This is a genomic window from Streptomyces sp. NPDC012637, from assembly GCF_042954805.1.
GTDB lineage: Bacteria > Actinomycetota > Actinomycetes > Streptomycetales > Streptomycetaceae > Streptomyces.
The window spans coordinates 131,290-155,219 of record NZ_JBIBDS010000009.1 but is presented as its reverse complement, the minus strand read 5'-3'; the positions used below and the strand labels follow the sequence as shown (position 1 = coordinate 155,219).

Below are 23,930 nucleotides of genomic sequence, written 5' to 3'. Positions count from 1 at the left end.
TCCGCTCCTTGTCGATCGTCTGTTCAGTCCTGGCCGGATGTGCCCGTACCGTATACGGGTTGGCTGTGGAATACGCAGCGCCGGTAGGCTCTGATCTGCTGCATTCCGCACCGCCGCAGCCACATGCCGGACGACAAATAAGGACGATCGTGCTGATTGCCGGGTTCCCCGCCGGGGCCTGGGGCACCAACTGCTACGTGGTCGCCCCCGCCGCAGGCGAGGAGTGCGTCATCATCGACCCGGGCCACCAGGCCGCCCAGGGAGTCGAGGAGACGCTGAAGAAGCATCGGCTCAAGCCCGTCGCCGTGGTCCTCACGCACGGCCACATCGACCACGTCGCCTCCGTCGTCCCGGTCTGCGGCGCCCATGACGTACCCGCGTGGATCCACCCCGCCGACCGGTACATGATGAGCGACCCGGAGAAGGCCCTCGGCCGCTCCATCGGGATGCCCCTCATGGGCGAGCTGACCGTGGGCGAGCCGGACGACGTGCACGAGCTCACCGACGGCGCCGAGCTGAAGCTCGCGGGCCTCGACATCACCGTCGCGCACGCGCCCGGTCATACCAAGGGGTCGGTGACCTTCCGGACGCCGGAGACCTCGGAGATCCCCTCCGTGTTCTTCTCCGGCGACCTGCTGTTCGCCGGCTCCATCGGACGCACCGACCTTCCCGGCGGTGACATGGACGAGATGCTGCAGTCGCTGGCCCGCGTGTGCCTGCCGCTCGACAACTCGACCGTGGTGCTGTCGGGGCACGGTCCCCAGACGACCATCGGCCAGGAGCGCGCCACCAACCCGTATCTGCGGCAGGTGGCGGCCGGCCTCGGGAGCGCGGACGCTCCCCGACGAGGAATGTGACGAGATCCACGTGAGCACCTTCAAGGCCCCCAAGGGCACGTACGACCTGATCCCTCCGCGTTCGGCCACGTTCCTGGCCGTGCGTGACACGATCGCCGCCCAGGTGAAGAACGCCGGCTACGGCTATGTCGAGACCCCCGGATTCGAGGACGTCAGCCTCTTCTCGCGCGGCGTCGGCGAGTCCACCGACATCGTGACCAAGGAGATGTACACCCTCACCACGAAGGGCGGCGACCAGCTCGCCCTGCGTCCCGAGGGCACGGCATCCGTCCTACGCGCGGCCCTCGAGTCCAACCTCCACAAGCAGGGCAACCTGCCCGTCAAGCTTTGGTACTCCGGCTCGTACTACCGGTACGAGCGCCAGCAGGCGGGCCGTTACCGCCACTTCTCGCAGGTCGGTGCCGAGGCCATCGGTTCCGAGGACCCGGCGCTCGACGCCGAGCTGATCATCCTGGCCGACCAGGCCTACCGATCCCTCGGCCTGCGCAACTACCGCATCCTCCTGAACTCGCTCGGTGACAAGGAGTGCCGTCCTGTCTACCGCGAGGCCCTGCAGACCTTCCTGCGCGGCCTCGACCTGGACGAGGACACGCTGCGCCGTGCCGAGATCAACCCGCTGCGCGTCCTCGACGACAAGCGCGAGTCCGTGCAGAAGCAGCTGGCCGACGCGCCGCTCCTCAAGGACTACCTGTGCGAGGAGTGCAAGGCGTACCACGAGGAGGTGCGCGCGCTGATCACCGCGGCGGGCGTCGTCTTCGAGGACGACACGAAGCTGGTGCGCGGCCTGGACTACTACACCCGGACCACGTTCGAGTTCGTCCACGACGGTCTCGGCTCGCAGTCCGCGGTGGGCGGCGGCGGTCGCTACGACGGCCTGTCCGAGATGATCGGCGGCCCGGCGCTGCCGTCGGTCGGCTGGGCGCTCGGCGTGGACCGCACGGTCCTCGCGCTGGAGGCGGAAGGGGTGGAGCTCGATCTCCCGGCCACCACCAGCGTCTTCGCCGTGGCGATCGGCGACGAGGCCCGGCGGGTGCTCTTCGGCAAGATCACCGAGCTGCGCAGGACTGGTGTCGCCGCCGACTTCTCCTTCGGCGGCAAGGGCCTCAAGGGCTCGATGAAGGACGCCAACCGCTCCGGCGCCCGCTTCGCGGTCGTCGCCGGTGAGCGGGACCTCGCCGAGGGTGTCGTCCAGCTCAAGGACATGGAGTCCGGCGAGCAGACGGCGGTCGCGCTGGACGAGCTGGTCGAGACGGTGAAGGCACGGCTCGCCTGATCGAAGCCGGTCCCGGTCCCGGTACGAGGACGAGTACAGGGACGAGCACGGGCAGGGGCCCGGTCCGCGCGCGGCGCGGGCCGGGCCCTTCCGTTTACCTCGCGCTCACGTCGTCCGTGCCACCGTGTGCGGCAGAATGTTCGTGCCCCGGTCAGCGGAATCGACGAATCGACGAAGAGCGAGTAGAACGACATGACGAAAGCAGCGGCCGCGAACGAGACCGCCGCGCGGGAGGACTCCCGCGCCATCGGCGCGAGCCGCGGCTTCGCCTGGCTTCTGGTGATCACCGGCGCCGCCGGTCTGCTGGCCGCGTGGGTCATCACCATCGACAAGTTCAAGCTGCTCGAGGACCCGAACTTCACGCCCGGGTGCAGCCTGAACCCGATCGTGTCCTGCGGGAACATCATGAAGAGCGAGCAGGCCTCGGTCTTCGGCTTCCCCAACCCGATGTTCGGCCTCGTCACGTACGCCATGGTCGTCGCGATCGGCGTGGGCCTGCTGGCGGGCGCCCGCTACCGCGGCTGGTACTGGCTCGGCCTCAACGCCGGAATGCTGTTCGGCGTCGGCTTCTGCACCTGGCTGATGTACCAGTCGCTGTACGAGATCAACGCGCTGTGCCTGTGGTGCTGCCTCGCCTGGGTCGCCACCATCGTCATGTTCTGGTACACGACCTCGCACAACGTCCGCCGCGGCGTCATTCCCGCCCCCTCGGGCCTGCGGACCTTCTTCGACGAGTTCACCTGGGTCCTGCCGGTGCTGCACGTCGGCATCATCGGCATGCTGATCCTGACCCGCTGGTGGGACTTCTGGACCAGCTGAGGTCGGGCCGTGCCGTCCGGACTGTCAGTGCTCTGACTTAGGCTTCATGACCGTGGAGCCCGACCTCTTTACCGCAGCCGCCGAAGAGCGCCAGGAGAAGGACCCGGCCAGCAGCCCGCTGGCCGTGCGGATGCGTCCGCGCACCCTCGACGAGGTCGTGGGCCAGCGCCATCTGCTGAAGCCCGGCTCGCCGCTGCGCCGGCTGGTCGGCGACGGCGGCGGAGGCCCGGCGGGCGCGTCCTCGGTGATCCTCTGGGGCCCGCCCGGCATCGGGAAGACCACCCTGGCGTACGTGGTGTCGAAGGCCACCAACAAGCGCTTCGTGGAGCTGTCCGCGATCACCGCGGGCGTCAAGGAGGTCCGCGCCGTCATCGACGGCGCCCGGCGTGCCGTCGGCGGCTACGGCAAGGAGACCGTCCTCTTCCTCGACGAGATCCACCGCTTCTCCAAGGCCCAGCAGGACTCGCTGCTCCCGGCCGTGGAGAACCGCTGGGTGACCCTGATCGCCGCCACCACGGAGAACCCGTACTTCTCGGTGATCTCCCCGCTGCTCTCCCGCTCGCTGCTGCTCACCCTCGAGCCGCTCACCGACGACGACCTGCGGGGCCTGATGCGCCGGGCGCTCACGGAGGAGCGGGGGCTGGGCGGCGCGGTGACGCTGCCCGAGGACGCCGAGGCCCATCTGCTCCGGATCGCCGGCGGCGACGCCCGGCGCGCCCTGACGGCCCTGGAGGCGGCGGCGGGTGCCGCCATCGCCAAGCAGGAGCCCGAGATCACCCTGGAGACGGTCGAGGAGACCGTGGACCGGGCGGCCGTGAAGTACGACCGGGACGGCGACCAGCACTACGACGTGGCGAGCGCCCTCATCAAGTCGATCCGCGGCTCGGACGTGGACGCGGCGCTGCACTATCTGGCCCGGATGATCGAGGCGGGCGAGGACCCGCGCTTCATCGCCCGCCGGCTGATGATCTCGGCGAGCGAGGACATCGGCCTCGCCGACCCGAACGCGCTGCCGATCGCCGTGGCCGCCGCCCAGGCCGTGGCGATGATCGGCTTCCCCGAGGCCGCGCTGACCCTGAGCCACGCCACCATCGCCCTGGCCCTCGCCCCGAAGTCGAACGCGGCGACGAACGCGATCTTCGCCGCCCAGGCCGACGTACGGGCCGGGCTCGCGGGCCCCGTCCCGCCGCATCTGCGCGACGGCCACTACAAGGGCGCCGCCAAGCTCGGCCACGCCCAGGGCTACGTGTATCCGCACGACGTGCCGGGCGCCATCGCGCCCCAGCAGTACGCCCCGGACGCCGTCCACGGCAAGCGCTACTACGAACCCACCCGCTACGGCGCGGAGGCGCGGTACGCGGACGTGGTGGAGAAGGTTCGGGAGCGGCTGAAGGGCGAGGGCGGCTGACGGAGCCGGGGAGGCGGCCGGGACCACGGCCTCCCGGGCCGAGGGCCTCGGTGCACGAGGGCCCCGGCGGACCCGGTACACTCGTCGGAAGTGCTGCGTCCCGTGTCCGGCTTCGGCCGACATCACCAGAGCGGGACAGTCAGCCGGAGCTCCGGCCTTCGGGCCTGGTCTCCAGGAGCGTCGCGCACCTTCGAAGGTGTCGCGGGCAACCCACCACCACCGGGAACTCCGGAGCGGGCGGTGGGTCGTTCGCGTGCTGCACGTACGTGCCCAGACCTGGGAGCGGCTGCCCGGCAGGTCCCTCGTGGACCCGGCGGGTTTCCCGGCTGCGGATTGCGACCTCCCTAACCCTGGTGAAGCCGTATTCGCAACAGCAGAGAGGTTGGTTCATGCCGAACCAGTCCCGTCCCAAGGTCAAGAAGTCCCGTGCGCTCGGCATCGCGCTGACGCCGAAGGCCGTCAAGTACTTCGAGGCCCGCCCCTACCCGCCGGGCGAGCACGGCCGTGGCCGCAAGCAGAACTCGGACTACAAGGTCCGTCTGCTCGAGAAGCAGCGTCTGCGCGCCCAGTACGACATCAGCGAGCGCCAGATGGCCCGCGCCTACGACCGCGCCAAGAAGGCCGAGGGCAAGACGGGCGAGGCGCTGGTCGTCGAGCTCGAGCGTCGCCTCGACGCCCTGGTCCTGCGTTCGGGCATCGCCCGCACCATCTACCAGGCCCGCCAGATGGTCGTCCACGGCCACATCCAGGTCAACGGTGGCAAGGTCGACAAGCCGTCCTTCCGCGTCCGTCCCGACGACGTCGTGATGGTCCGCGAGAAGTCCCGCGCCAAGACCCTCTTCCAGGTCGCTCGCGAGGGTGGCTTCGCCGCCGAGGGCGAGACCCCGCGCTACCTGCAGGTCAACCTGAAGGCCCTGGCCTTCCGCCTCGACCGCGACCCGAACCGCAAGGAGATCCCGGTCATCTGCGACGAGCAGCTGGTCGTCGAGTACTACGCCCGCTGATCTCCGGCAGGCCGTAGTACCACCCCCGCGGTGTTCAGCCCGCCGCTTCCCCGCCCTTTCCGGTGGGGGAGCCGGCGGGCTTCCGCGTCTCCGGGACCGGCGCCCGCCCGGCCCGGAACGGCCGCGGCGCCCGCGCCCCGGCCCGGTCCCGCCCGGCCGGATCCGGGCGGCCGGCGAGTGCCCGGTCCACCGCGGCGTCGACGGACAGCCGCTCGCCCTCGCCGTACCGGGCCCCGTACGCCTCGCCGCCCAGTGCCTCGCGCGCCTGCCGTGCGCACAGCGCCCGCGAGCCGTTGAAGTGCGCCGAACCGAACAGCGGCAGACCCACCGACCGCCACACCGGCATCGCCGCACCCTGCAGCACCGCCGCCTCCTCGGCGTCCCCCTCGACCACCGTCACCAGGGCCAGCAGCTCGATCGCGAGCACCAGACCCACCAGGTCGTGGAAGGTGTGGTTGATCGTGACGCACTCGGTCAGCAGCTCCCGCGCCGACACCGGATCGCCGTCCGTCAGCGCCGCGTAGGCCAGCACGAAGAGCGCGTACGCCCGCGTCCAGCGCTCGCCGCGCTCCTCGCAGACCTCCCGCACCTCCGCGCACAGCGCGACCGCGCCCTGAAGGTCGCCCACGAACGCCCGCGCCATCGCCAGCTCCACCTGGCCCATCAGCACGTTGCTGTTCAGCTCGCCGATCTCCCCGTACGCGTCGAGCGCCCGGCCGATCAGCTCCTCCGCCCCCGGCAGATCGTCCGAGAGCAGCGCCAGACAGCCCATCCGGTGCGTCGCGTACGCCTCGGCCAGCGCGTTCCCGGTGGCCCGGGCCCGCTCCCCGCACTCGTGCAGCGCCGCCACCGCCGCCGTCGGATCGCCCTGCAGGATCGCCACGTAACCCAGCACCCACAGCGCCTTCAGGCGCGCCTCCTCATGCAGCGCGGCCGGGCCGCACGCGGGCATGGCGATCGCCCGGTCCAGCCAGTGCCGTCCCTCGGACAGCCGCCCGCAGCCCACCCAGTAGAACCAGAGCGTCCCCGCCAGGTGCCGGGCCAGCGAGGCGTCCTCCGCCGACTCCAGGCACAGCTCCAGCGCCGCCCGCAGGTTCGGCAGCGCCACGTCCGTGGCCGCCGCCACCTCGGCCTGCCGCGGGCTGAACCACTCCAGCTCGCACCACGTGGCGAACCCCGTGTACCAGTCCCGGTGCCGACGGCGCATCCGCTCGGTGTCCCCGAGCGCCTCCAGCCACTCGGCCCCGTACGCACCGACCGTGTCGAGCATCCGGAAACGCGGGCCCGCCGCCGTGTCCTCGCGGGTCACCAGCGACTGCGCGAGCAGCTCACCGAGCACGTCGAGCACCCGGTCCGCGGACAGACCGGCGCCCGCGCACACGTACTCCACCGCCTCCAGGTCGAACGGACCGGCGAAGACCGAGAGCCGCGCCCACAGCAGCCGCTCCTCGGGCGTGCACAGCTCGTGGCTCCAGCCGATGGCCGTCCGCAGCGTCTGGTGCCGGGGCAGCGCACCGCGCCGGCCGCCGTCGAGCAGCCGGAACCGGTCCTCGAGGCGCCGCAGCAGCTGTGCCGGGGTCAGCAGCGGCAGCCGCGCCGCCGCCAGTTCGAGCGCCAGCGGAATCCCGTCCAGGCGCCGGCACAGTTCCCGCAGCGTGCCGGGGTCCCCGGCCCCGCCCGCGCCCGCCTCCGCCGCCCGCCCGGCGAGCAGCTCCATCGCGTCGGCGTCGTCCATCGGCGCCAGCGTGAACACCGCCTCGCCGTCCACCCGCAGCGGCCGCCGGCCCGACGCGAGCACCCTGAGCCCCGGGCAGCCCAGCAGCAGCTCCCGCAGCAGCCCCGCGCACTCCTCCGCCAGGTGCTCGAACCCGTCCACCACGAGCAGCAGCCGCCGCTCCGCGAGGTGATCCAGGAGCACCTCGAGCGGGGCGCGCACGGTGTGGTCGGTCAGACCCAGCGCCTCGACCAGCGCGTGGGCCACCAGGCCGGGGTCGCGCAGCGCGGCCAGCTCCGCGAGGCGGACCCCGTCGACGTAGCGTTTCTGCAGTGCCTCGGCGGTTCTCAGGGCCAGCCGGGTCTTTCCCACCCCGCCCACTCCGACGACCGTGACCATCCTGAACTCGTCGATCAACCCGGCCAGTTGGTCCTGCTCGGCGGTCCGGCCCACGAACCGGTTCAGCTCCGCAGGGAGATTGCTCCGTCGCATGGGACACGGAGCGTACTCATCCGCGCGCGCTCCGTACAATCGGTACGCCGCAACTCCCCTCCCACAAGCGGTAATGCGGTACGGCCCGGGAGCCCGGGCGCGATAGGGTCGGAGGACGTATCAGCAGCGGGTCCGACGACCGTCCGGGGCCCGACGACAGCAGAGAGCGGTGCAGAGTGACCGGTGGTGAGGTTGCCGGGATCCTGGTGGCCGTGTTCTGGGCGATTCTCGTCTCCTTCCTCGCCGTGGTGCTGGTGAGGCTGGCGCAGACGCTCAAGGCGACCACCAAGCTCGTCGCGGACGTGACCGACCAGGCCGTCCCCCTGCTCGCCGACGCCTCCCAGGCCGTGCGCTCCGCGCAGACCCAGCTCGACCGGGTCGACTCCATCGCGTCGGACGTCCAGGAGGTCACCTCCAACGCCTCCGCGCTGGCCGGCACCGTCGCCTCCACGTTCGGCGGCCCGCTGGTCAAGGTGGCGGCCTTCGGCTACGGGGTGCGCAGGGCGCTGGGCCGCAACCGCGAGGACGCGCCGCCCGCGGCCGACCGGCGTACTGTGATCGTCGGTCGTACCGTGCCGTCCGCGCGACGCCGGAAGCAGAAGGGCTGAGCACGATGTTCCGCCGTACGTTCTGGTTCACCGCGGGCGCGGCCGCCGGCGTGTGGGCCACCACCAAGGTCAACCGCAAGCTCAAGCAGCTGACGCCGGAGAGCCTCGCCGCGCAGGCGGCCGACAAGGCCGTCGAGGCGGGGCACCGGATCAAGGACCGCGCCGTCGGCTTCGCCCTCGACGTGCGGGCGAACATGCTGCAGCGCGAGGCCGAGCTCGGCGAGGCGCTCGGCCTGGACGCGCCGCCGCCCGCGGAGCAGGAGCGCGAGCTCCCCGCGCCGCGCCGCAGGCCGGAACTCGGCGGCCGCACCACCCCAGACACCACCTATTCGTTGACGTACAACCGGAATGAGGACCACTGATGGAGTCGGCTGAAATCCGCCGCCGCTGGCTGAGCTTCTTCGAGGAGCGCGGGCACACCGTCGTCCCTTCGGCGTCGCTCATCGCGGACGACCCGACTCTGCTGCTCGTCCCCGCCGGCATGGTGCCCTTCAAGCCCTACTTCCTGGGTGAGGTCAAGCCGCCCTTCACGCGCGCGTCCAGCGTGCAGAAGTGCGTGCGCACCCCCGACATCGAAGAGGTCGGCAAGACCACCCGCCACGGCACGTTCTTCCAGATGTGCGGCAACTTCTCCTTCGGCGACTACTTCAAGGAAGGCGCCATCAAGCTCGCCTGGGAGCTGCTGACCACCTCGGTCGAGCACGGCGGCTACGGGCTCGAGCCGGAGAAGCTCTGGATCACCGTCTACCAGGACGACGACGAGGCCGAGGCCATCTGGCGCGACGTCGTGGGCGTGCCCGCCGAGCGCATCCAGCGCCTCGGCAAGAAGGACAACTTCTGGTCCATGGGCGTCCCCGGCCCCTGCGGCCCCTGCTCCGAGATCAACTACGACCGCGGCCCGGAGTTCGGCGTCGAGGGCGGCCCCGCCGTCAACGACGAGCGGTACGTCGAGATCTGGAACCTCGTCTTCATGCAGTACGAGCGGGGCCAGGGCATCGGCAAGGAGGACTTCGAGATCCTCGGCGACCTGCCGTCCAAGAACATCGACACGGGCCTCGGTCTCGAGCGCCTGGCGATGATCCTCCAGGGCGTGCAGAACATGTACGAGACCGACACCCTCAAGGTCGTCATCGACAAGGCCACCGAGCTCACCGGCGTCGCCTACGGCAAGGCCCACGACAGCGACGTCTCGCTGCGCGTGGTCGCCGACCACATGCGCACCTCCGTCATGCTCATCGGTGACGGCGTCACCCCCGGCAACGAGGGCCGCGGCTACGTGCTGCGCCGCATCATGCGCCGCGCCGTCCGCAACATGCGCCTGCTCGGCGCCACCGGCCCGGTCGTCGGCGAGCTCGTCGACACGGTCATCAGGACGATGGGCGAGCAGTACCCGGAGCTGGAGACCGACCGCAAGCGCATCGAGACGGTCGCCCTCGCCGAGGAGGCCGCGTTCCTGAAGGCCCTCAAGGGCGGCACCAACATCCTCGACACCGCCGTGACCGAGACCAAGGCCGCCGGCGGCACGGTCCTCGCCGGCGACAAGGCGTTCCTGCTCCACGACACCTGGGGCTTCCCGATCGACCTCACCCTCGAGATGGCCGCCGAGCAGGGCCTGACCGTGGACGAGGACGGCTTCCGCCGCCTGATGAAGGAGCAGCGGGAGCGGGCCAAGGCCGACGCCCAGGCCAAGAAGACCGGCCACGCCGACGTCACCTCGTACCGCGAGATCGCCGACAGCGCCGGCGCCACCGAGTTCACCGGCTACACCAACACCGAGGGCGAGACCACCGTCGTCGGCCTGCTGGTCAACGGCGTCCCGTCGCCCGCCGCCTCCGAGGGCGACGAGGTCGAGGTCGTCCTCGACCGCACCCCGTTCTACGCCGAGGGCGGCGGCCAGCTCGCCGACCACGGCCGCATCAGGCTGCACTCCGGCGCCGTCATCGAGATCCGCGACGTGCAGCAGCCGGTCCCCGGCGTCTCCGTGCACAAGGGTTCGGTGCAGGTCGGCGAGGTGACCGTGGGCGCCACCGCCTACGCCGCCATCGACGTGCGCCGCCGCCGGGCCATCGCCCGCGCCCACAGCGCCACCCACCTGACCCACCAGGCGCTGCGCGACGCCCTCGGCCCGACCGCCGCCCAGGCCGGTTCGGAGAACTCCCCGGGCCGCTTCCGCTTCGACTTCGGCTCGCCGAACGCCGTTCCCGGCGCCGTCCTCACGGACGTCGAGCAGAAGATCAACGAGGTGCTCTCGCGCGAGCTCGACGTGCACGCCGAGGTCATGCCGATCGACGAGGCCAAGCGTCAGGGCGCCATCGCCGAGTTCGGCGAGAAGTACGGCGAGAAGGTCCGCGTCGTCACCATCGGCGACTTCTCCAAGGAGCTGTGCGGCGGCACGCACGTGCACAACACCGCCCAGCTGGGTCTGGTGAAGCTGCTCGGCGAGTCCTCCATCGGCTCCGGCGTGCGCCGCATCGAGGCCCTGGTCGGCGTCGACGCGTACAACTTCCTCGCCCGCGAGCACACGGTCGTCGCCCAGCTCCAGGAGCTGGTCAAGGGCCGCCCGGAGGAGCTGCCGGAGAAGATCTCCACGATGCTCGGCAAGCTGAAGGACGCCGAGAAGGAGATCGAGAAGTTCCGCGCCGAGAAGGTCCTGCAGGCCGCCGCCGGTCTGGTCGACTCCGCCCGGGACATCCGCGGCGTCGCCCTGGTCACCGGCCAGGTGCCGGACGGCACCGGCGCCGACGACCTGCGCAAGCTGGTCCTCGACGTCCGCGGCCGCATCCCGTCCGACCGCCCGGCCGTCGTCGCCCTGTTCACCACGGCCAACGGCAAGCCGCTCACGGTCATCGCCACCAACGAGGCCGCCCGCGAGCGCGGCCTCAAGGCCGGCGAGCTGGTCCGCACGGCCGCCAAGACCCTCGGCGGCGGCGGTGGCGGCAAGCCGGACGTCGCCCAGGGCGGCGGCCAGAACCCGCAGGCCGTCGGCGAGGCCATGGAGGCCGTCGAGCGCCAGGTGGTGGAAACGGTCTGATGCGACGAGGACGACGACTCGCCGTCGACGTCGGGGACGCCCGGATCGGGGTCGCCTCGTGCGACCCCGACGGGGTCCTGGCCACGCCGGTGGAGACCGTGCCGGGACGTGACGTCCCGGCCGCCCACCGGCGGCTGCGCCAGATCGTCGAGGAGTACGAACCGATCGAGGTCGTCGTGGGCCTGCCCCGCTCGCTCAGCGGGCGGGAGGGTCCGGCCGCGACCAAGGTCCGCGCCTTCGCCCGCGAGATGGCCAAGGGCATCGCCCCGGTCCCGGTCCGGCTGGTCGACGAGCGGATGACCACGGTCACCGCGACCCAGGGCCTGCGGGCCTCGGGAGTGAAGTCGAAGAAGGGCCGTTCGGTCATCGACCAGGCCGCCGCGGTGATCATCCTTCAGAACGCTCTTGAGTCCGAACGGGTATCGGGTAATCCGCCCGGCGAGGGCGTCGAAGTGGTCATCTGATCGCGATACGGTAACGTTCCGCGCGATGCGGCGGTGTTCGAACAGCTGCCGCACAACGTAGAGGCGGAACGTCCGGAAGCCTCGCGGCTGTTTGGGGATCGATGACTGAGTATGGCCGGAGCCCCGGCTCCGAACCGTGGCACCCCGCGGACCCGCTGTACGGGGACCAGGGGTGGGAAGGCCAGCAGCAGTACCCGCAGCAGGCGCAGCAGTACGGCCACCAGGACCCGTACGGGCAGCAGCAGGCGTATGCCGACGGCATGTACCAGCAGCAGCATCAGCAGCACCCCCAGCAGTCCCACGGTTACGACGCCCAGCAGTACGGCGGACAGCAGTACGGGAACCCGGGTGGTTACGACACGCCCGGGTATCCCGAACAGCAGTACGGCCAGCAGTATGACCAGCAGTACGACCAGCGGTACGACGGGAACTGGGAGACGGGCCAGGCGGCCATGCCGTACAACGCCCCGCCCGCCGATCCGTACGGCGGCCAGCAGCCCGACCTCTACGGCACCCCCGAGGCGTACCCCCCGCCGCAGCCCCCGGGCCGGCGGCAGGTGCCGCCGCAACCGGTGACCGACTGGGAGGCGGAGCCGCAGGAGGAGGACCATCCCTTCTTCACCGGCTCGGACGACGCCACCCGCGACCGGCGCGACCGCCGGGCCGCCGACGGCGGCCGCGACGACGACTACGACGAGTACGACGACGAGGAAGAGGAGCCCGGCGGCCGCCGCGGCTCCCGCTCCGGACGCGAGCGCCGCGGCAACAAGGGCCGCAAGGCCAAGAACGGCATGGCCTGCCTGGTCGTGGCCGCGGTCCTCGTCGGCGGTGTCGGCGGCATCGGCTACTTCGGCTACAAGTTCTGGCAGGGCCAGTTCGGCGCCGCGCCCGACTACGCGGGCGAGGGAAGCGGCGAGGTCCAGGTCGAGATCCCGCAGGACGCCGGCGGCTACGTCATCGGCAACATCCTGAAGAAGGCCGGCGTCGTCAAGAGCGTCGACGCCTTCGTCTCGGCCCAGCAGAAGAACCCGAGGGGCCTGACGATCCAGGCCGGCGTCTACACGCTGAAGAAGGAGATGTCGGCGGAGAGCGCCGTCGCGCTGATGCTCAGCCCGGCGAGCAAGGCCAACTTCGTCCTGCCGCCCGGCAAGAGGAACGCCTGGGTCTACGACGAGCTCGACAAACGCCTCGGCCTCAAACGGGGCACCACCAAGGAAACCGCCGTCAAGCAGGCGAACAGCCTCGGTCTGCCCGACTGGGCGAAGAACCACCCCGAGGTCAAGGACCCGCTGGAGGGCTTCCTCTTCCCCGCGACCTATCCGGTCGCCAAGGGCACCAAGCCCGAGGACGTCCTGCGCAAGATGGTCTCCCGCTCGAACGGCGAGTACGCCAAGCTCGACCTCGACGCGAAGGCGAAGGAGCTCGGCCTCGACGGCCCGTGGGAGCTCGTCACCGTCGCGAGCCTCGTGCAGGTCGAGGGCAAGTACAAGCACGACTTCGACAAGGTCGCGCGGGTCGTCTACAACCGGCTCAAGCCCGGCAACATGGAGACCGTGGGCCGCCTGGAGTTCGACTCCACGGTCAACTACCTGCGCGGTCAGAGCACGCTCGACGTCGGTCAGGTCAAGGACCTGCGGAAGATCCAGGACCCGTACAACACGTACCGGGTCCAGGGCATGATCCCCGGCCCGATCAGCAACCCGGGGCTCGACGCCCTCCACTCCGCCATGAACCCGACGCCCGGCCCGTGGTACTACTTCGTGTCGATCAACGAGAACAAGACGGTCTTCGCCGTGACGATCGCCGAGCACAACAAGAACGTCGCGGAGTACGAGAAGGAGCGGGAGAAGTCGGGGCAGTGAGTACACGACACCGGGCGGCCGTACTCGGCTCGCCCATCGCCCACTCGCTCTCCCCGGTGCTGCACCGGGCCGCGTACCGGGAGCTCGGCCTCGACGACTGGTCCTACGACCGGTTCGAGGTGGACGAGGCCGCGCTCCCCGGCTTCGTGGGCGAGCTGGACGCGTCGTGGGCGGGGCTTTCCCTCACCATGCCGCTCAAGCGGGCGATCATCCCGCTGCTCGACGAGATCACGGACACCGCCGCCTCGGTCGAGGCGGTCAACACGGTGGTGTTCACCGAGGACGGCCGGCGGACCGGCGACAACACCGACATCCCCGGCATGATCGCCGCGCTGCGCGAGCGCGGCGTCGAGAAGGTGGACTCCGCCGCGATCCTCGGTGCCGGCGCCACCGCCTCCTCGGCCCTGGCCGCGCTCGCCCGGGTGTGCTCCGGGCCCGTCACCGCGTACGTACGCAGCGAGGCGCGCGCCGAGGAGATGCGGGGCTGGGGCGAACGGCTCGGCGTCGACGTGCGCATCGCCGCCTGGGACGGGGCGGCGGAGGCCTTCGCCGCGCCGCTGGTCGTCGCCACCACCCCGGCCGGCACGACGGACGCGCTCGCCGGGGCCGTCCCGGAGGCTCCCGGCACCCTGTTCGACGTCCTCTACGACCCCTGGCCCACCCGCCTCGCCGCCGCCTGGTCGGCCCGCGGCGGGAAGATCGTCGGCGGACTCGACCTCCTGGTGCACCAGGCGGTGCTCCAGGTCGAGCAGATGACCGGCCGCGCGCCGGGACCGCTCGCGGCGATGCGGGCGGCGGGGGAGCAGGCGCTCGCCGAGCGCTGACACCGGAACACGCCGGTACGGGACACCTGATCCGAGGTGCCTGATCCGAGGCACCGTCCAAGGTGCCGATCCGGGGCGCCCGGTGCGGGCACGACAGGGGGAAGAGCATGGAGAGCGGCGGCGTGCTGCTCGCGTCCAAGTGGGACGTCGCGGGTGACCTCGCCCGCGTGGTGGGCGGACTCCTCCGGGTCGCCTTCATGGCGCTGCCGGAGTGGCTCCGCTATTCGGTGATCGCGCTGGGGGGCGGGTTCGTGCTGTACGTCGTGGCGACCCGCTGCCGCGACTGGTGGCGTGAGCGGCGTGCGGCGTCCGCCGGTCCGCCGGAAGCCTCACCCGACACGTGAGACATGTGTCCCGACCCGTGGACCGGCGATCGATCGACCGCCCGGACGTGGGAGGATCAGGGGAGGCGGACCCGGGCCGCGCACCCAGGTCGTGCCGTCGCAGTGCCCAGGCGCGAGCATGAGGAGCATCGTTGAGCAGGTTGCGTTGGCTGACGGCGGGGGAGTCTCACGGCCCCGCGCTGGTTGCAACCCTTGAGGGACTTCCGGCCGGTGTTCCGGTCACCACGGAGCTGGTGGCGGACCATCTCGCACGGCGGCGCCTCGGCTATGGACGCGGTGCGCGCATGAAGTTCGAGCAGGACGAGATCACCTTCCTGGGTGGTGTCCGGCACGGACTCTCGCTCGGCTCGCCGATCGCCGTCATGGTCGGCAACACCGAATGGCCCAAGTGGGAGAAGGTCATGGCGGCCGACCCGGTCGACCCGGCCGAGCTGGCGAACTCCGCGCGCAACGCGCCGCTGACCCGCCCCCGCCCCGGCCACGCAGACCTGGCCGGCATGCAGAAGTACGGCTTCGACGAGGCCCGGCCGATCCTGGAGCGCGCCAGCGCCCGTGAGACCGCCGCCCGCGTCGCCCTCGGCGCCGTCGCCCGCTCCTTCCTGAAGGAGGCGGCCGGCATCGAGATCGTCTCCCACGTGGTCGAGCTCGCCGCCGCCAAGGCCCCGTACGGCGTCTACCCGACCCCGGCCGACGTCGAGAAGCTCGACGCCGACCCGGTGCGCTGCCTCGACGCCGACGCGTCGAAGGCGATGGTCGCCGAGATCGACCAGGCCCACAAGGACGGCGACACGCTCGGTGGCGTCGTCGAGGTCCTCGCGTACGGCGTCCCCGTCGGCCTCGGCTCCCACGTGCACTGGGACCGGCGCCTCGACGCCCGGCTCGCCGCCGCGCTCATGGGCATCCAGGCCATCAAGGGCGTCGAGGTCGGCGACGGCTTCGAGCTCGCCCGCGTGCCCGGCTCGCAGGCCCACGACGAGATCGTCAAGGGCGAGGACGGCCTCACCCGCAGCTCCGGCCGCGCCGGCGGCACCGAGGGCGGCCTCAGCACCGGCGAGCTGCTGCGCGTCCGCGCCGCGATGAAGCCCATCGCCACCGTGCCGCGCGCCCTCGCCACCGTCGACGTCGCCACCGGCGAGGTCGCGGCCGCGCACCACCAGCGCTCCGACGTCTGCGCCGTCCCGGCCGCGGGCATCGTCGCCGAGGCGATGGTCGCGCTGGTCCTCGCGGACGCCGTCCTGGAGAAGTTCGGCGGCGACTCGGTCCCCGAGACCCGTCGCAACGTCCGGTCCTACCTCGACAACCTCCACATCCGGTGACCGCCGGCCCGCTGGTCGTCCTCGTCGGGCCCATGGGCTCCGGCAAGTCCACCGTCGGCGCGCTGCTCGCGGAGCGGCTCGGCGCCGTCTACCGGGACACCGACGCGGACATCGTCGCCACCGAGGGACGCGAGATCGCGGACATCTTCGTCGAGGAGGGCGAGGACCACTTCCGCGCGCTCGAACGCGAAGCCGTGAGCAAGGCCGTCGCCGAGCACGGGGGCGTCCTCGCCCTCGGCGGCGGCGCGGTGCTCGACCCGGGCACCCGCGCCCTGCTGCGAGGGCTGCCCGTCGCGTACCTCTCCATGGACGTCGAGGCGGCCGTCCGCCGCGTCGGCCTCGGCGCCGCCCGGCCGCTGCTCGCCGTCAACCCGCGCCGGCAGTGGCGCGAGCTGATGGACGCCCGGCGCCATCTGTACGAAGAAGTCGCGAGCGTCGTCGTCGCCACCGACGACCGCACGCCCGAAGAGGTCGCCGCCGCGATCCTCGACGCACTGGAGTTGAAGGACGTATGACGGACCAGGAAGTGACCCGTATCCAGGTCGGCGGCTCCGCGGGTTCCGACCCGTACGAGGTACTGGTCGGCCGACAGCTGCTCGGCGAGCTGCCCGCGCTCATCGGCCCCCAGGCCAGGCGCGTGGCCGTGATCCACCCCGAGGCGCTGGCCGAGACCGGCGAGGCGCTGCGCGAGGACCTCGCCGAGCAGGGATACGAGGCCGTCGCCATCCAGGTGCCCAACGCCGAGGAGGCCAAGACCGCCGAGGTCGCCGCCTACTGCTGGAAGGCGCTCGGGCAGACCGGCTTCACCCGCAGCGACGTCATCGTCGGCGTCGGCGGAGGCGCCACCACCGATCTGGCCGGCTTCGTCGCCGCGACCTGGCTGCGCGGCGTGCGCTGGGTCGCCGTCCCGACGACCGTGCTCGGCATGGTCGACGCGGCCGTCGGCGGCAAGACCGGCATCAACACCGCCGAGGGCAAGAACCTCGTCGGCGCCTTCCACCCGCCGGCCGGCGTGCTCTGCGACCTGGCCGCGCTCGACTCGCTGCCGGTGCACGACTACGTCAGCGGTCTCGCCGAGATCATCAAGGCCGGCTTCATCGCCGACCCGGTGATCCTCGAGCTCGTCGAGGCCGACCCGCAGGCCGCCCGCACTCCCGCCGGGCCGCACACCGCCGAGCTCATCGAGCGGTCGATCCGGGTCAAGGCCGAGGTGGTGTCCGGCGACCTCAAGGAGGCCGGCCTCCGCGAGATCCTCAACTACGGGCACACCCTCGCCCACGCCATCGAGAAGAACGAGCGGTACAAGTGGCGGCACGGCGCCGCCGTCTCCGTCGGCATGGTCTTCGCCGCCGAGCTCGGCCGGCTGGCCGGCCGCCTCGACGACGCCACCGCCGACCGCCACCGCGCCGTCCTGGAGTCCGTCGGCCTGCCGCTCACCTACCGCGGCGACCAGTGGCCCAAGCTCCTCGAGACCATGAAGGTCGACAAGAAGTCCCGCGGCGACCTGCTGCGCTTCATCGTCCTCGACGGCCTCGGCAAGCCGACCGTCCTCGAGGGCCCCGACCCGGCCGTCCTCATCGCGGCCTACGGCGAGGTGTCCGCGTGAGCGAGCGGCGTCGCGTCCTCGTCCTGAACGGCCCGAACCTCGGCCGCCTCGGCTCCCGCGAGCCCGACATCTACGGCGCCACCTCGTACAAGGGCCTCGTGGAGTCCTGCCGCGCGCTCGGCGAGCAGCTGGGCTTCGACGTCGAGGTGCGCGAGACCAACGACGAGGGCGAGATGATCCGCTGGCTGCACGAGGCGGCCGACGGCTCGCTCCCGGTCGTGCTCAACCCCGGCGCCTTCACGCACTACTCGTACGGGATGCGGGACGCGGCCGCGCAGCGCACGGCGCCGCTGATCGAGGTGCACATCTCCAACCCGTACACACGGGAGGAGTTCCGGCACACCTCGGTGGTGGCCGCCGTGGCCACCGGGACCGTCGCCGGCTTCGGCATCGGCTCCTACCGACTGGCGCTGCGCGCGCTCGCGGAGGAACTGGACGCCTGAGCCCCGCGTCCCCACTCCGGGCACGTCGATCCGCCCCCGGCCGTTTCCCCTCGGGAAGCCGGGGGCGGTAACGTTCCGGCAACGACGGAAACATCGCCGGAGGAAACGGAGTGGGGCACCGGATGCAGCACGGAATGGGGGCTCCGCTGCCACCGCAGGAACCCGCGGGCCACACCGGTTGGGTCCAGGGCGGCCCCCCGCCCGTCCCGCCCGCTCCGGCACACCACCCCTACCCGGCTCCTCCCGGGCCGCCGGCGCACCCCGCGCCGCCGGCCCCGCAGGCGCCGCCGATGGGTCCGCCGCCCGTCCAGGCCCCGCCGCCCGGCTGGGGCGGGGGGCCGGGAGCCCCGGGTGCCCCGGGCGCTCAGGGTGTCCCGGCCACCGGGCAGGTCACCGGTCCCATCACCGTGCCGCCCGCCGTGACCGGCACCGGCGGCGCGACCATAGCCGTCCTGCTCATCGGCCCGGCCGGCGCGGGCAAGACGACCGTCGCGCGCCACTGGGCCGGCCGCCGGCCGGTGCCGACGGCCCACATCAGTCTCGACGACGTGCGCGAATGGGTCTGCTCCGGATTCGCCGACCCCCAGTCCGGCTGGAACGAGAACTCCGAGGCCCAGTACCGGCTGGCCCGCCGCACCTGCGGCTTCGCCGCCCGCAACTTCCTCGCCAACGGCATCTCCTGCATCCTCGACGACGCCGTCTTCCCCGACTGGCCGGTCGTCGGCCTCGGCGGCTGGAAGCGCCACGTGGGCCCCGGCCTGCTGCCCGTGGTGCTGCTGCCCGGCCTGGACGTCGTCCTGGAGCGCAACGCCGAACGCAGCGGCAACCGCCGCCTCTCGGACGAGGAGGTCGCCGCGATCCACGGCCGGATGGCCGGGTGGTACGGCTCCGGACTGCCGATCATCGACAACTCCACGTACGACGTGGAGACCACGGCCCGCGTCCTGGACGAGGTCCTGGCCCGCGCGATATCCGGCGCGCCCCCGGCGTAGCCGCCGCGGAGCACTCCCTCGGTACGCCGCCCCGGCCCGGCCCCCACGCGGCGGCTGCCCGGTCGGACCCGCACAACAGGCCGCCGCGCCCGGGCGCTCGTAGGCTCGGAGCATGTCAGAGGTGTATGCGGACCGCCGGATCCGGCTGCGCGACCGGTGCGGGGCCGCGGGCAGCCCGGCGGCGCTGGTCTCCCGCCCCGCCAATGTCCGCTATCTCACGGGCGGTTCGCCCGCCGGGGCCGTGCTGCTGCTCGGGCCCGACGAGGACGTGCTGCTGTGCCCCACCGCGCCCGGTGGCGATCCGGCCGACGGGCGGGTGGACGAGGTGCTGCGGCAGCTGGTGCTGCCGGCCGGCGGCGGGGATCCGGCGGTCGCGGGCGTGGACTTCGCCCGGAAGGCCGGCGCGGACGCCCTGTCCGTCGAGGAGCACCATCTGACCGTCGCCCGGCACCGGGCGATGGGCTCCGTCGCGCCCGGGCTGCGGCTCGCCGATCTGTCCTGCGCCGTCGAGCAGCTGCGGATCGTCAAGGACGAGGACGAGATCGCCTGTCTGCGGATCGCCGCCGAGATCGCCGACCAGGCGCTCGGGGAGCTCCTCGAGTCGATCCTGGTCGGCCGCACCGAGCGGCACCTCGCCCTGGAGCTGGAGCGGCGGCTCGTCGACCACGGCGCCGACGGGCCGGCCTTCGCCACCTCCGTGGCGACCGGACCGCACTCCGGCCGGGCCGGGCACCGGCCCACCGACCGGCGGGTCGAGGAAGGCGACTTCCTCTCCGTGTGCCTCGGCGCCAACTACCGTGGCTACCGCTGCGAGATCGGCCGCACCTTCGTCATCGGGACCACCCCCGCCGACTGGCAGATCGAGCTGTACGATCTCGTCTTCGCCGCTCAGCGGGCGGGTCGCGAGGCGCTCGCGCCCGGCGCCGAGTACCGCGACGTCGACCGCGCGGCCCGGCAGATTCTCGCCGCGGCGGGTCACGGCGACACGACCACACCCCTCACCGGGCACGGCGTGGGCCTGGAAATCGACGAGGACCCGCAGCTCGCACCCGCGGCCATGGGTAAACTGGACGCTTGTGTGCCGGTCACCGTCGAACCGGGGGTCCACCTCCCGGGCCGGGGCGGGGTCCGGATCGATGACACGCTCGTCGTGCGCCAGGAGGCGGACGGCGGACCCGAGCTACTCACCATCACGACCAAGGAGCTGCTCGCGCTGTAGCGGCGCGCACGCCTCCCGGTCCCACGTCAGTCCAGGAGATTCCGCAACCGTGGCTTCCACGAACGACCTCAAGAACGGCATGGTGCTCAAGCTCGAAGGCGGCCAGCTCTGGTCCGTCGTCGAGTTCCAGCACGTCAAGCCCGGCAAGGGCCCGGCCTTCGTGCGCACCAAGCTCAAGAACGTGCTGTCCGGCAAGGTCGTCGACAAGACCTTCAACGCCGGCGTGAAGGTCGACACGGCCACCATCGACCGTCGTGACATGCAGTTCTCCTACATGGACGGCGACTACTTCGTCTTCATGGACATGGAGACCTACGACCAGCTGCACGTCGACCGCAAGGCCGTCGGCGACGCCGCCAACTTCCTCATCGAGGGCTTCACCGCCTCCGTCGCGCAGCACGAGGGCGAGGTGCTCTACGTCGAGCTCCCGGCCGCCGTCACGCTGACCATCCAGCACACCGACCCCGGTGTCCAGGGTGACCGCTCCACCGGTGGCACCAAGCCCGCCACCCTGGAGACCGGCCACGAGATCCAGGTCCCGCTCTTCATCACCACCGGTGAGAAGATCAAGGTCGACACCCGCACCAGCGACTACCTCGGCCGGGTGAACGACTAACCGTGGCCGCCCGGAGCAAGGCCCGTCGTCGGGCCTTCCAGATCCTGTTCGAGGCCGACCAGCGCGGCACCTCGGTCCAGGAAGTCCTCGCGGACCAGGTTCGGCTCGCCCGCTCGGACGAGCGTCAGCCGCCGGTCAACGAGTTCACCATGCAGCTGGTCGAGGGCTACGCGGGTCACGTGAGCCGGATCGACGAGCTCATCGCGACCTACGCGGTGGACTGGGACCTCGACCGGATGCCCGTCGCCGACCGGAACATCGTCCGCCTCGGTGCGTACGAGCTGATCTGGGAGGACGGCACCCCGGACGCGGTGGCGATCGACGAGGCGGTGCAGCTCGCCAAGGAGTTCTCCACGGACGAGTCGCCGACCTTCGTCAACGGTCTGCTCGCGCGCTTCAAGGACCTGAAGCCGCGCCTGCGCCGGGACGCGGACGCCTAGGCCGTTTCTTTCGGACCGGCCAGGATCCGGAAGAGACGGCCTGGTTCCGTCCCCCGGCAGTCGAAGGGGCCCGCAGCACACGACGTGCTGCGGGCCCCTTCGGCGTACGCGCCGTCCGGCCCGCCCCCGCCGTACGGCTACGGGTACGAAAAGCGCCGGGCCCCGGGGGTCGAGGTGACTCCCGGGGCCCGGCGGCACGTTTCTGCTTCAGCTGTTCCGCGTCAGCTGTTGTCCTCGTGGGCGACCGCGCGGCGCGCGTCCGCGTCCAGGACGCCCCAGCTGATCAGCTGCTCGGTGAGGACCGAGGGGGACTGGTCGTAGATGACGGCGAGGGTGCGCAGGTCGTCCTGGCGGATCGACAGCACCTTGCCGTTGTAGTCGCCGCGCTGGGACTGGATCGTCGCCGCGTAGCGCTGGAGCGGGCCGGCCTTCTCGGCGGGGACGTGGGCGAGGCGCTCCAGATCGAGGACCAGCTTCGGCGGGGGCTCGGCGGCGCCGCCGGGGGTCGTGCCCGGCAGCAGCTCCTGCACCGGCACACCGTAGAAGTCCGCCAGCTCGGCCAGGCGCTGCACGGTCACGGCGCGGTCGCCGCGCTCGTACGAACCGACCACGACCGCCTTCCAGCGGCCCTGGGACTTCTCCTCCACACCGTGGAGGGAAAGGCCCTGCTGGGTGCGGATCGCACGGAGTTTGGCCCCGAGCTGCTTTGCGTATTCGCTGGACATAACGCTCCCGGACGCTGAGACGACGTTGCGGCTGCGCCGCGCGGCTGGTAACTCACTGTGAGGTTACGCAGCGTGACACTCTCCCGTCAAGCCGAATGGTCCATACCGCCCCCCTCCGGGGGACGGCGCCCGGAGTGGCGGACGGGTGGTGAGCTGGGCACTCATCCGCCCCTGGTAAGGTGGACGGCGCAGTTCCGACGTCCTTTAAGGTCCGTCCCGTGAGGCGGAGAAGGAGGTCCGTTTTCATATGGACGCACAGCAGCAGACCGATGCGGCACGCCCCGTTCTCGAGGCCCCCGACATCGCGCGGGTACTGACCCGCATCGCCCACGAGATCGTCGAGCGCGCCAAGGGCGCCGACGACGTGGTCCTCCTCGGCATTCCCACCCGCGGTGTCTACCTCGCCCGCCGGCTCGCCGAGAAGCTCGAATCGATCACCGGCAGCAAGATCCCGGTCGGTTCCCTCGACATCACCATGTACCGGGACGACCTGCGGCTGAAGCCGGCCCGCGCCATCGGCCGCACCGAGATCCCCGGTGACGGCGTCGACGGCCGCCTGGTCGTCCTCGTCGACGACGTCCTCTTCTCCGGCCGCACGATCCGCGCCGCCCTCGACGCCCTCGGCGACATCGGCCGCCCGCGCGCCGTCCAGCTCGCCGTCCTCGTCGACCGCGGCCACCGCGAGCTGCCCATCCGCGCCGACTACGTCGGCAAGAACCTCCCCACGTCGCTGCGGGAGACGGTCAAGGTCCAGCTCGCCGAGGAGGACGGTCGCGACACCGTGCTGCTCGGCAGCAAGCCCGCCTCCTAGCCGGACCGGCACTCCCGACGGGTTCCGGGGCACATCCCTGCGCACCCGCATGCCCTCACCCTCCCACCACGGAGCGAAACCCCCGATGATGCGTCACCTCATCTCGGCCGCCGACCTCACCCGCGACGACGCCGTCCTGATCCTCGACACCGCCGAGGAGATGGCCCGGGTGGCCGACCGGCCCATCAAGAAGCTGCCGACCCTGCGCGGCCGCACCATCTGCAACCTCTTCTTCGAGGACTCCACCCGGACCCGGATCTCCTTCGAGGCGGCCGAGAAGCGGCTGTCCGCCGACGTGATCAACTTCGCGGCGAAGGGCTCCAGCGTCTCCAAGGGCGAGTCCCTGAAGGACACCGCGCAGACCCTGGAGGCGATGGGCGTCGACGCCGTCGTCATCCGGCACCACGCCTCCGGCGCCCCGTACCGCCTGGCCACCTCCGGCTGGATCGACGCGCCCGTCATCAACGCCGGCGACGGTACCCACCAGCACCCCACGCAGGCCCTGCTCGACGCCTTCACCATGCGCCGCCGCCTGGTCGGCCGGGACGCCGGTCTCGGTAAGGACCTGGCCGGAAAGCGCATCACGATCGTCGGCGACGTCCTGCACAGCCGGGTCGCCCGCTCCAACGTCGACCTGCTGCACACCCTCGGCGCCGAGGTCACCCTGGTGGCCCCGCCCACCCTGGTCCCGGTCGGCGTGGAGAACTGGCCCTGCGAGGTCTCCTACGACCTCGACAGCGTGCTGACCAAGTCCGACGCGGTGATGATGCTGCGTGTGCAGCGTGAGCGGATGAACGCCGCCTTCTTCCCGACCGAGCGCGAGTACTCGCGCCGCTACGGGCTCGACGGCCACCGGATGGCGAAGATGCCCGAGCACGCCGTCGTCATGCACCCCGGCCCCATGGTCCGCGGCATGGAGATCACCGCCGAGGTCGCCGACTCCGACCGCTGCACGGTCGTCGAGCAGGTCGCCAACGGCGTCTCCATCCGCATGGCCGTGCTGTACCTGCTGCTCGGCGGCAACGAATCGCAGTCCACTCGTACCGAGGAGAAGTAAGACCC

At 71.7% G+C, this 23,930-nt stretch carries 24 protein-coding genes; 22 read left to right on the top strand and 2 right to left on the bottom strand.

The genetic code is table 11. From position 1 onward, the window contains the following. The first annotated feature begins 149 nt into the window (after positions 1-149). The 5 genes from ACFY8W_RS31445 to rpsD all read left to right on the top strand — a co-directional run bounded on the left by ACFY8W_RS31445 (position 150) and on the right by rpsD (position 5,361). A complete protein-coding gene (locus ACFY8W_RS31445) occupies positions 150-857 on the top strand; it encodes an MBL fold metallo-hydrolase (protein ID WP_391112582.1) in 708 nt (235 codons plus the stop codon). Between the two features lie 10 nt (positions 858-867). After that, positions 868-2,130, top strand: coding sequence for a histidine--tRNA ligase (gene hisS, locus ACFY8W_RS31440; protein WP_391112579.1), 1,263 nt, complete (start codon positions 868-870; stop codon positions 2,128-2,130). A gap of 192 nt (positions 2,131-2,322) precedes the next feature. Next, positions 2,323-2,949: a vitamin K epoxide reductase family protein gene (locus tag ACFY8W_RS31435; RefSeq protein WP_391112576.1), complete on the top strand. Its 627-nt coding sequence runs from the start codon at positions 2,323-2,325 to the stop codon at positions 2,947-2,949. Positions 2,950-3,001: 52 nt separating this feature from the next. After that, on the top strand, positions 3,002-4,357 hold the full coding sequence (locus tag ACFY8W_RS31430; protein WP_391113353.1) for an AAA family ATPase: 1,356 nt from the start codon (positions 3,002-3,004) through the stop codon (positions 4,355-4,357). Positions 4,358-4,746: 389 nt separating this feature from the next. Beyond that, positions 4,747-5,361, top strand: coding sequence for a 30S ribosomal protein S4 (gene rpsD, locus ACFY8W_RS31425; RefSeq protein WP_391112573.1), 615 nt, complete (start codon positions 4,747-4,749; stop codon positions 5,359-5,361). Positions 5,362-5,395: 34 nt separating this feature from the next. On the opposite strand, the gene ACFY8W_RS31420 is transcribed toward rpsD, so the two are convergent. Further along, positions 5,396-7,567: an AAA family ATPase gene (locus ACFY8W_RS31420; RefSeq protein WP_391112570.1), complete on the bottom strand. Its 2,172-nt coding sequence runs from the start codon at positions 7,565-7,567 to the stop codon at positions 5,396-5,398. A 176-nt stretch (positions 7,568-7,743) separates the two neighbouring features. Here ACFY8W_RS31420 and ACFY8W_RS31415 point away from each other — a divergent pair, with 176 nt between their 5' ends. The 15 genes from ACFY8W_RS31415 to nusB all read left to right on the top strand — a co-directional run bounded on the left by ACFY8W_RS31415 (position 7,744) and on the right by nusB (position 21,332). Further along, complete coding sequence (locus ACFY8W_RS31415) at positions 7,744-8,175, top strand: DUF948 domain-containing protein (protein ID WP_391112568.1); 432 nt, start codon at positions 7,744-7,746, stop codon at positions 8,173-8,175. 5 nt (positions 8,176-8,180) lie between these two features. Next, complete coding sequence (locus tag ACFY8W_RS31410; protein WP_391112565.1) at positions 8,181-8,537, top strand: hypothetical protein; 357 nt, start codon at positions 8,181-8,183, stop codon at positions 8,535-8,537. Beyond that, entirely contained in the window at positions 8,537-11,206 is a 2,670-nt protein-coding gene (alaS, locus tag ACFY8W_RS31405) for an alanine--tRNA ligase (protein ID WP_391112562.1), read from the top strand. The genes ACFY8W_RS31410 and alaS overlap by 1 nt, the downstream gene beginning before the upstream one ends. Continuing rightward, on the top strand, positions 11,206-11,670 hold the full coding sequence (gene ruvX / locus ACFY8W_RS31400) for a Holliday junction resolvase RuvX (RefSeq protein ID WP_356069196.1): 465 nt from the start codon (positions 11,206-11,208) through the stop codon (positions 11,668-11,670). The genes alaS and ruvX overlap by 1 nt, the downstream gene beginning before the upstream one ends. A 101-nt stretch (positions 11,671-11,771) precedes the next feature. After that, positions 11,772-13,532 (top strand): endolytic transglycosylase MltG, encoded by a 1,761-nt coding sequence (gene mltG, locus ACFY8W_RS31395; protein WP_391112558.1) that lies wholly within the window; start codon positions 11,772-11,774, stop codon positions 13,530-13,532. Further along, complete coding sequence (locus tag ACFY8W_RS31390) at positions 13,529-14,356, top strand: shikimate dehydrogenase (protein WP_391112556.1); 828 nt, start codon at positions 13,529-13,531, stop codon at positions 14,354-14,356. Before mltG ends, ACFY8W_RS31390 begins: the two co-directional genes overlap by 4 nt. 107 nt (positions 14,357-14,463) lie before the next feature. Beyond that, positions 14,464-14,700 (top strand): hypothetical protein, encoded by a 237-nt coding sequence (locus ACFY8W_RS31385; protein ID WP_391112553.1) that lies wholly within the window; start codon positions 14,464-14,466, stop codon positions 14,698-14,700. A gap of 131 nt (positions 14,701-14,831) precedes the next feature. Further along, the gene (gene aroC, locus ACFY8W_RS31380) at positions 14,832-16,016 is read left to right on the top strand and encodes a chorismate synthase (protein ID WP_391112550.1); all 1,185 of its coding nucleotides are present in this window, start codon (positions 14,832-14,834) and stop codon (positions 16,014-16,016) included. After that, positions 16,013-16,531: a shikimate kinase gene (locus ACFY8W_RS31375; RefSeq protein ID WP_391112547.1), complete on the top strand. Its 519-nt coding sequence runs from the start codon at positions 16,013-16,015 to the stop codon at positions 16,529-16,531. Before aroC ends, ACFY8W_RS31375 begins: the two co-directional genes overlap by 4 nt. Next, positions 16,528-17,622, top strand: a complete 1,095-nt coding sequence (gene aroB, locus ACFY8W_RS31370; RefSeq protein WP_391112544.1) for a 3-dehydroquinate synthase — start codon at positions 16,528-16,530, stop codon at positions 17,620-17,622. The genes ACFY8W_RS31375 and aroB overlap by 4 nt, the downstream gene beginning before the upstream one ends. Continuing rightward, the gene (aroQ, locus tag ACFY8W_RS31365) at positions 17,619-18,065 is read left to right on the top strand and encodes a type II 3-dehydroquinate dehydratase (protein ID WP_391112541.1); all 447 of its coding nucleotides are present in this window, start codon (positions 17,619-17,621) and stop codon (positions 18,063-18,065) included. The genes aroB and aroQ overlap by 4 nt, the downstream gene beginning before the upstream one ends. Positions 18,066-18,187: 122 nt before the next feature. Further along, positions 18,188-19,057 carry an AAA family ATPase gene (locus ACFY8W_RS31360; RefSeq protein WP_391112538.1) on the top strand — a complete coding sequence of 290 codons (870 nt, stop codon included), beginning with the start codon at positions 18,188-18,190 and terminating at the stop codon, positions 19,055-19,057. A gap of 112 nt (positions 19,058-19,169) precedes the next feature. Then, the gene (locus ACFY8W_RS31355; RefSeq protein ID WP_391112535.1) at positions 19,170-20,276 is read left to right on the top strand and encodes a M24 family metallopeptidase; all 1,107 of its coding nucleotides are present in this window, start codon (positions 19,170-19,172) and stop codon (positions 20,274-20,276) included. A gap of 49 nt (positions 20,277-20,325) precedes the next feature. Further along, entirely contained in the window at positions 20,326-20,892 is a 567-nt protein-coding gene (efp, locus tag ACFY8W_RS31350) for an elongation factor P (protein ID WP_391112532.1), read from the top strand. Positions 20,893-20,894: 2 nt separating this feature from the next. Then, entirely contained in the window at positions 20,895-21,332 is a 438-nt protein-coding gene (nusB, locus tag ACFY8W_RS31345; RefSeq protein ID WP_391112530.1) for a transcription antitermination factor NusB, read from the top strand. Between the two features lie 221 nt (positions 21,333-21,553). Here nusB and bldD read toward each other — a convergent pair whose 3' ends face one another. Further along, positions 21,554-22,057 (bottom strand): transcriptional regulator BldD, encoded by a 504-nt coding sequence (gene bldD, locus ACFY8W_RS31340; protein ID WP_265867144.1) that lies wholly within the window; start codon positions 22,055-22,057, stop codon positions 21,554-21,556. 247 nt (positions 22,058-22,304) lie between these two features. Between bldD and pyrR the strand changes: the two genes are divergently transcribed. Both pyrR and ACFY8W_RS31330 read left to right on the top strand, forming a co-directional pair. Then, on the top strand, positions 22,305-22,868 hold the full coding sequence (pyrR, locus tag ACFY8W_RS31335) for a bifunctional pyr operon transcriptional regulator/uracil phosphoribosyltransferase PyrR (RefSeq protein ID WP_384422421.1): 564 nt from the start codon (positions 22,305-22,307) through the stop codon (positions 22,866-22,868). An 85-nt stretch (positions 22,869-22,953) separates the two neighbouring features. Further along, entirely contained in the window at positions 22,954-23,925 is a 972-nt protein-coding gene (locus ACFY8W_RS31330; protein WP_391112526.1) for an aspartate carbamoyltransferase catalytic subunit, read from the top strand. The last annotated feature ends 5 nt before the right edge of the window (positions 23,926-23,930 follow it).

Bases quoted from the DNA above. Each gene is read 5' to 3' on its own strand.
- ACFY8W_RS31435 (WP_391112576.1), top strand. From the start codon at position 2,323: ATGACGAAAGCAGCGGCCGCGAACGAGACCGCCGCGCGGGAGGACTCC.
- rpsD (WP_391112573.1), top strand. From the start codon at position 4,747: ATGCCGAACCAGTCCCGTCCCAAGGTCAAGAAGTCCCGTGCGCTCGGC.
- ACFY8W_RS31420 (WP_391112570.1), bottom strand. From the start codon at position 7,567: ATGCGACGGAGCAATCTCCCTGCGGAGCTGAACCGGTTCGTGGGCCGG.
- ACFY8W_RS31410 (WP_391112565.1), top strand. From the start codon at position 8,181: ATGTTCCGCCGTACGTTCTGGTTCACCGCGGGCGCGGCCGCCGGCGTG.
- alaS (WP_391112562.1), top strand. From the start codon at position 8,537: ATGGAGTCGGCTGAAATCCGCCGCCGCTGGCTGAGCTTCTTCGAGGAG.
- ruvX (WP_356069196.1), top strand. From the start codon at position 11,206: ATGCGACGAGGACGACGACTCGCCGTCGACGTCGGGGACGCCCGGATC.
- mltG (WP_391112558.1), top strand. From the start codon at position 11,772: ATGACTGAGTATGGCCGGAGCCCCGGCTCCGAACCGTGGCACCCCGCG.
- ACFY8W_RS31385 (WP_391112553.1), top strand. From the start codon at position 14,464: ATGGAGAGCGGCGGCGTGCTGCTCGCGTCCAAGTGGGACGTCGCGGGT.
- aroB (WP_391112544.1), top strand. From the start codon at position 16,528: ATGACGGACCAGGAAGTGACCCGTATCCAGGTCGGCGGCTCCGCGGGT.
- ACFY8W_RS31360 (WP_391112538.1), top strand. From the start codon at position 18,188: ATGCAGCACGGAATGGGGGCTCCGCTGCCACCGCAGGAACCCGCGGGC.
- ACFY8W_RS31355 (WP_391112535.1), top strand. From the start codon at position 19,170: ATGTCAGAGGTGTATGCGGACCGCCGGATCCGGCTGCGCGACCGGTGC.
- bldD (WP_265867144.1), bottom strand. From the start codon at position 22,057: ATGTCCAGCGAATACGCAAAGCAGCTCGGGGCCAAACTCCGTGCGATC.
- pyrR (WP_384422421.1), top strand. From the start codon at position 22,305: ATGGACGCACAGCAGCAGACCGATGCGGCACGCCCCGTTCTCGAGGCC.
- ACFY8W_RS31330 (WP_391112526.1), top strand. From the start codon at position 22,954: ATGATGCGTCACCTCATCTCGGCCGCCGACCTCACCCGCGACGACGCC.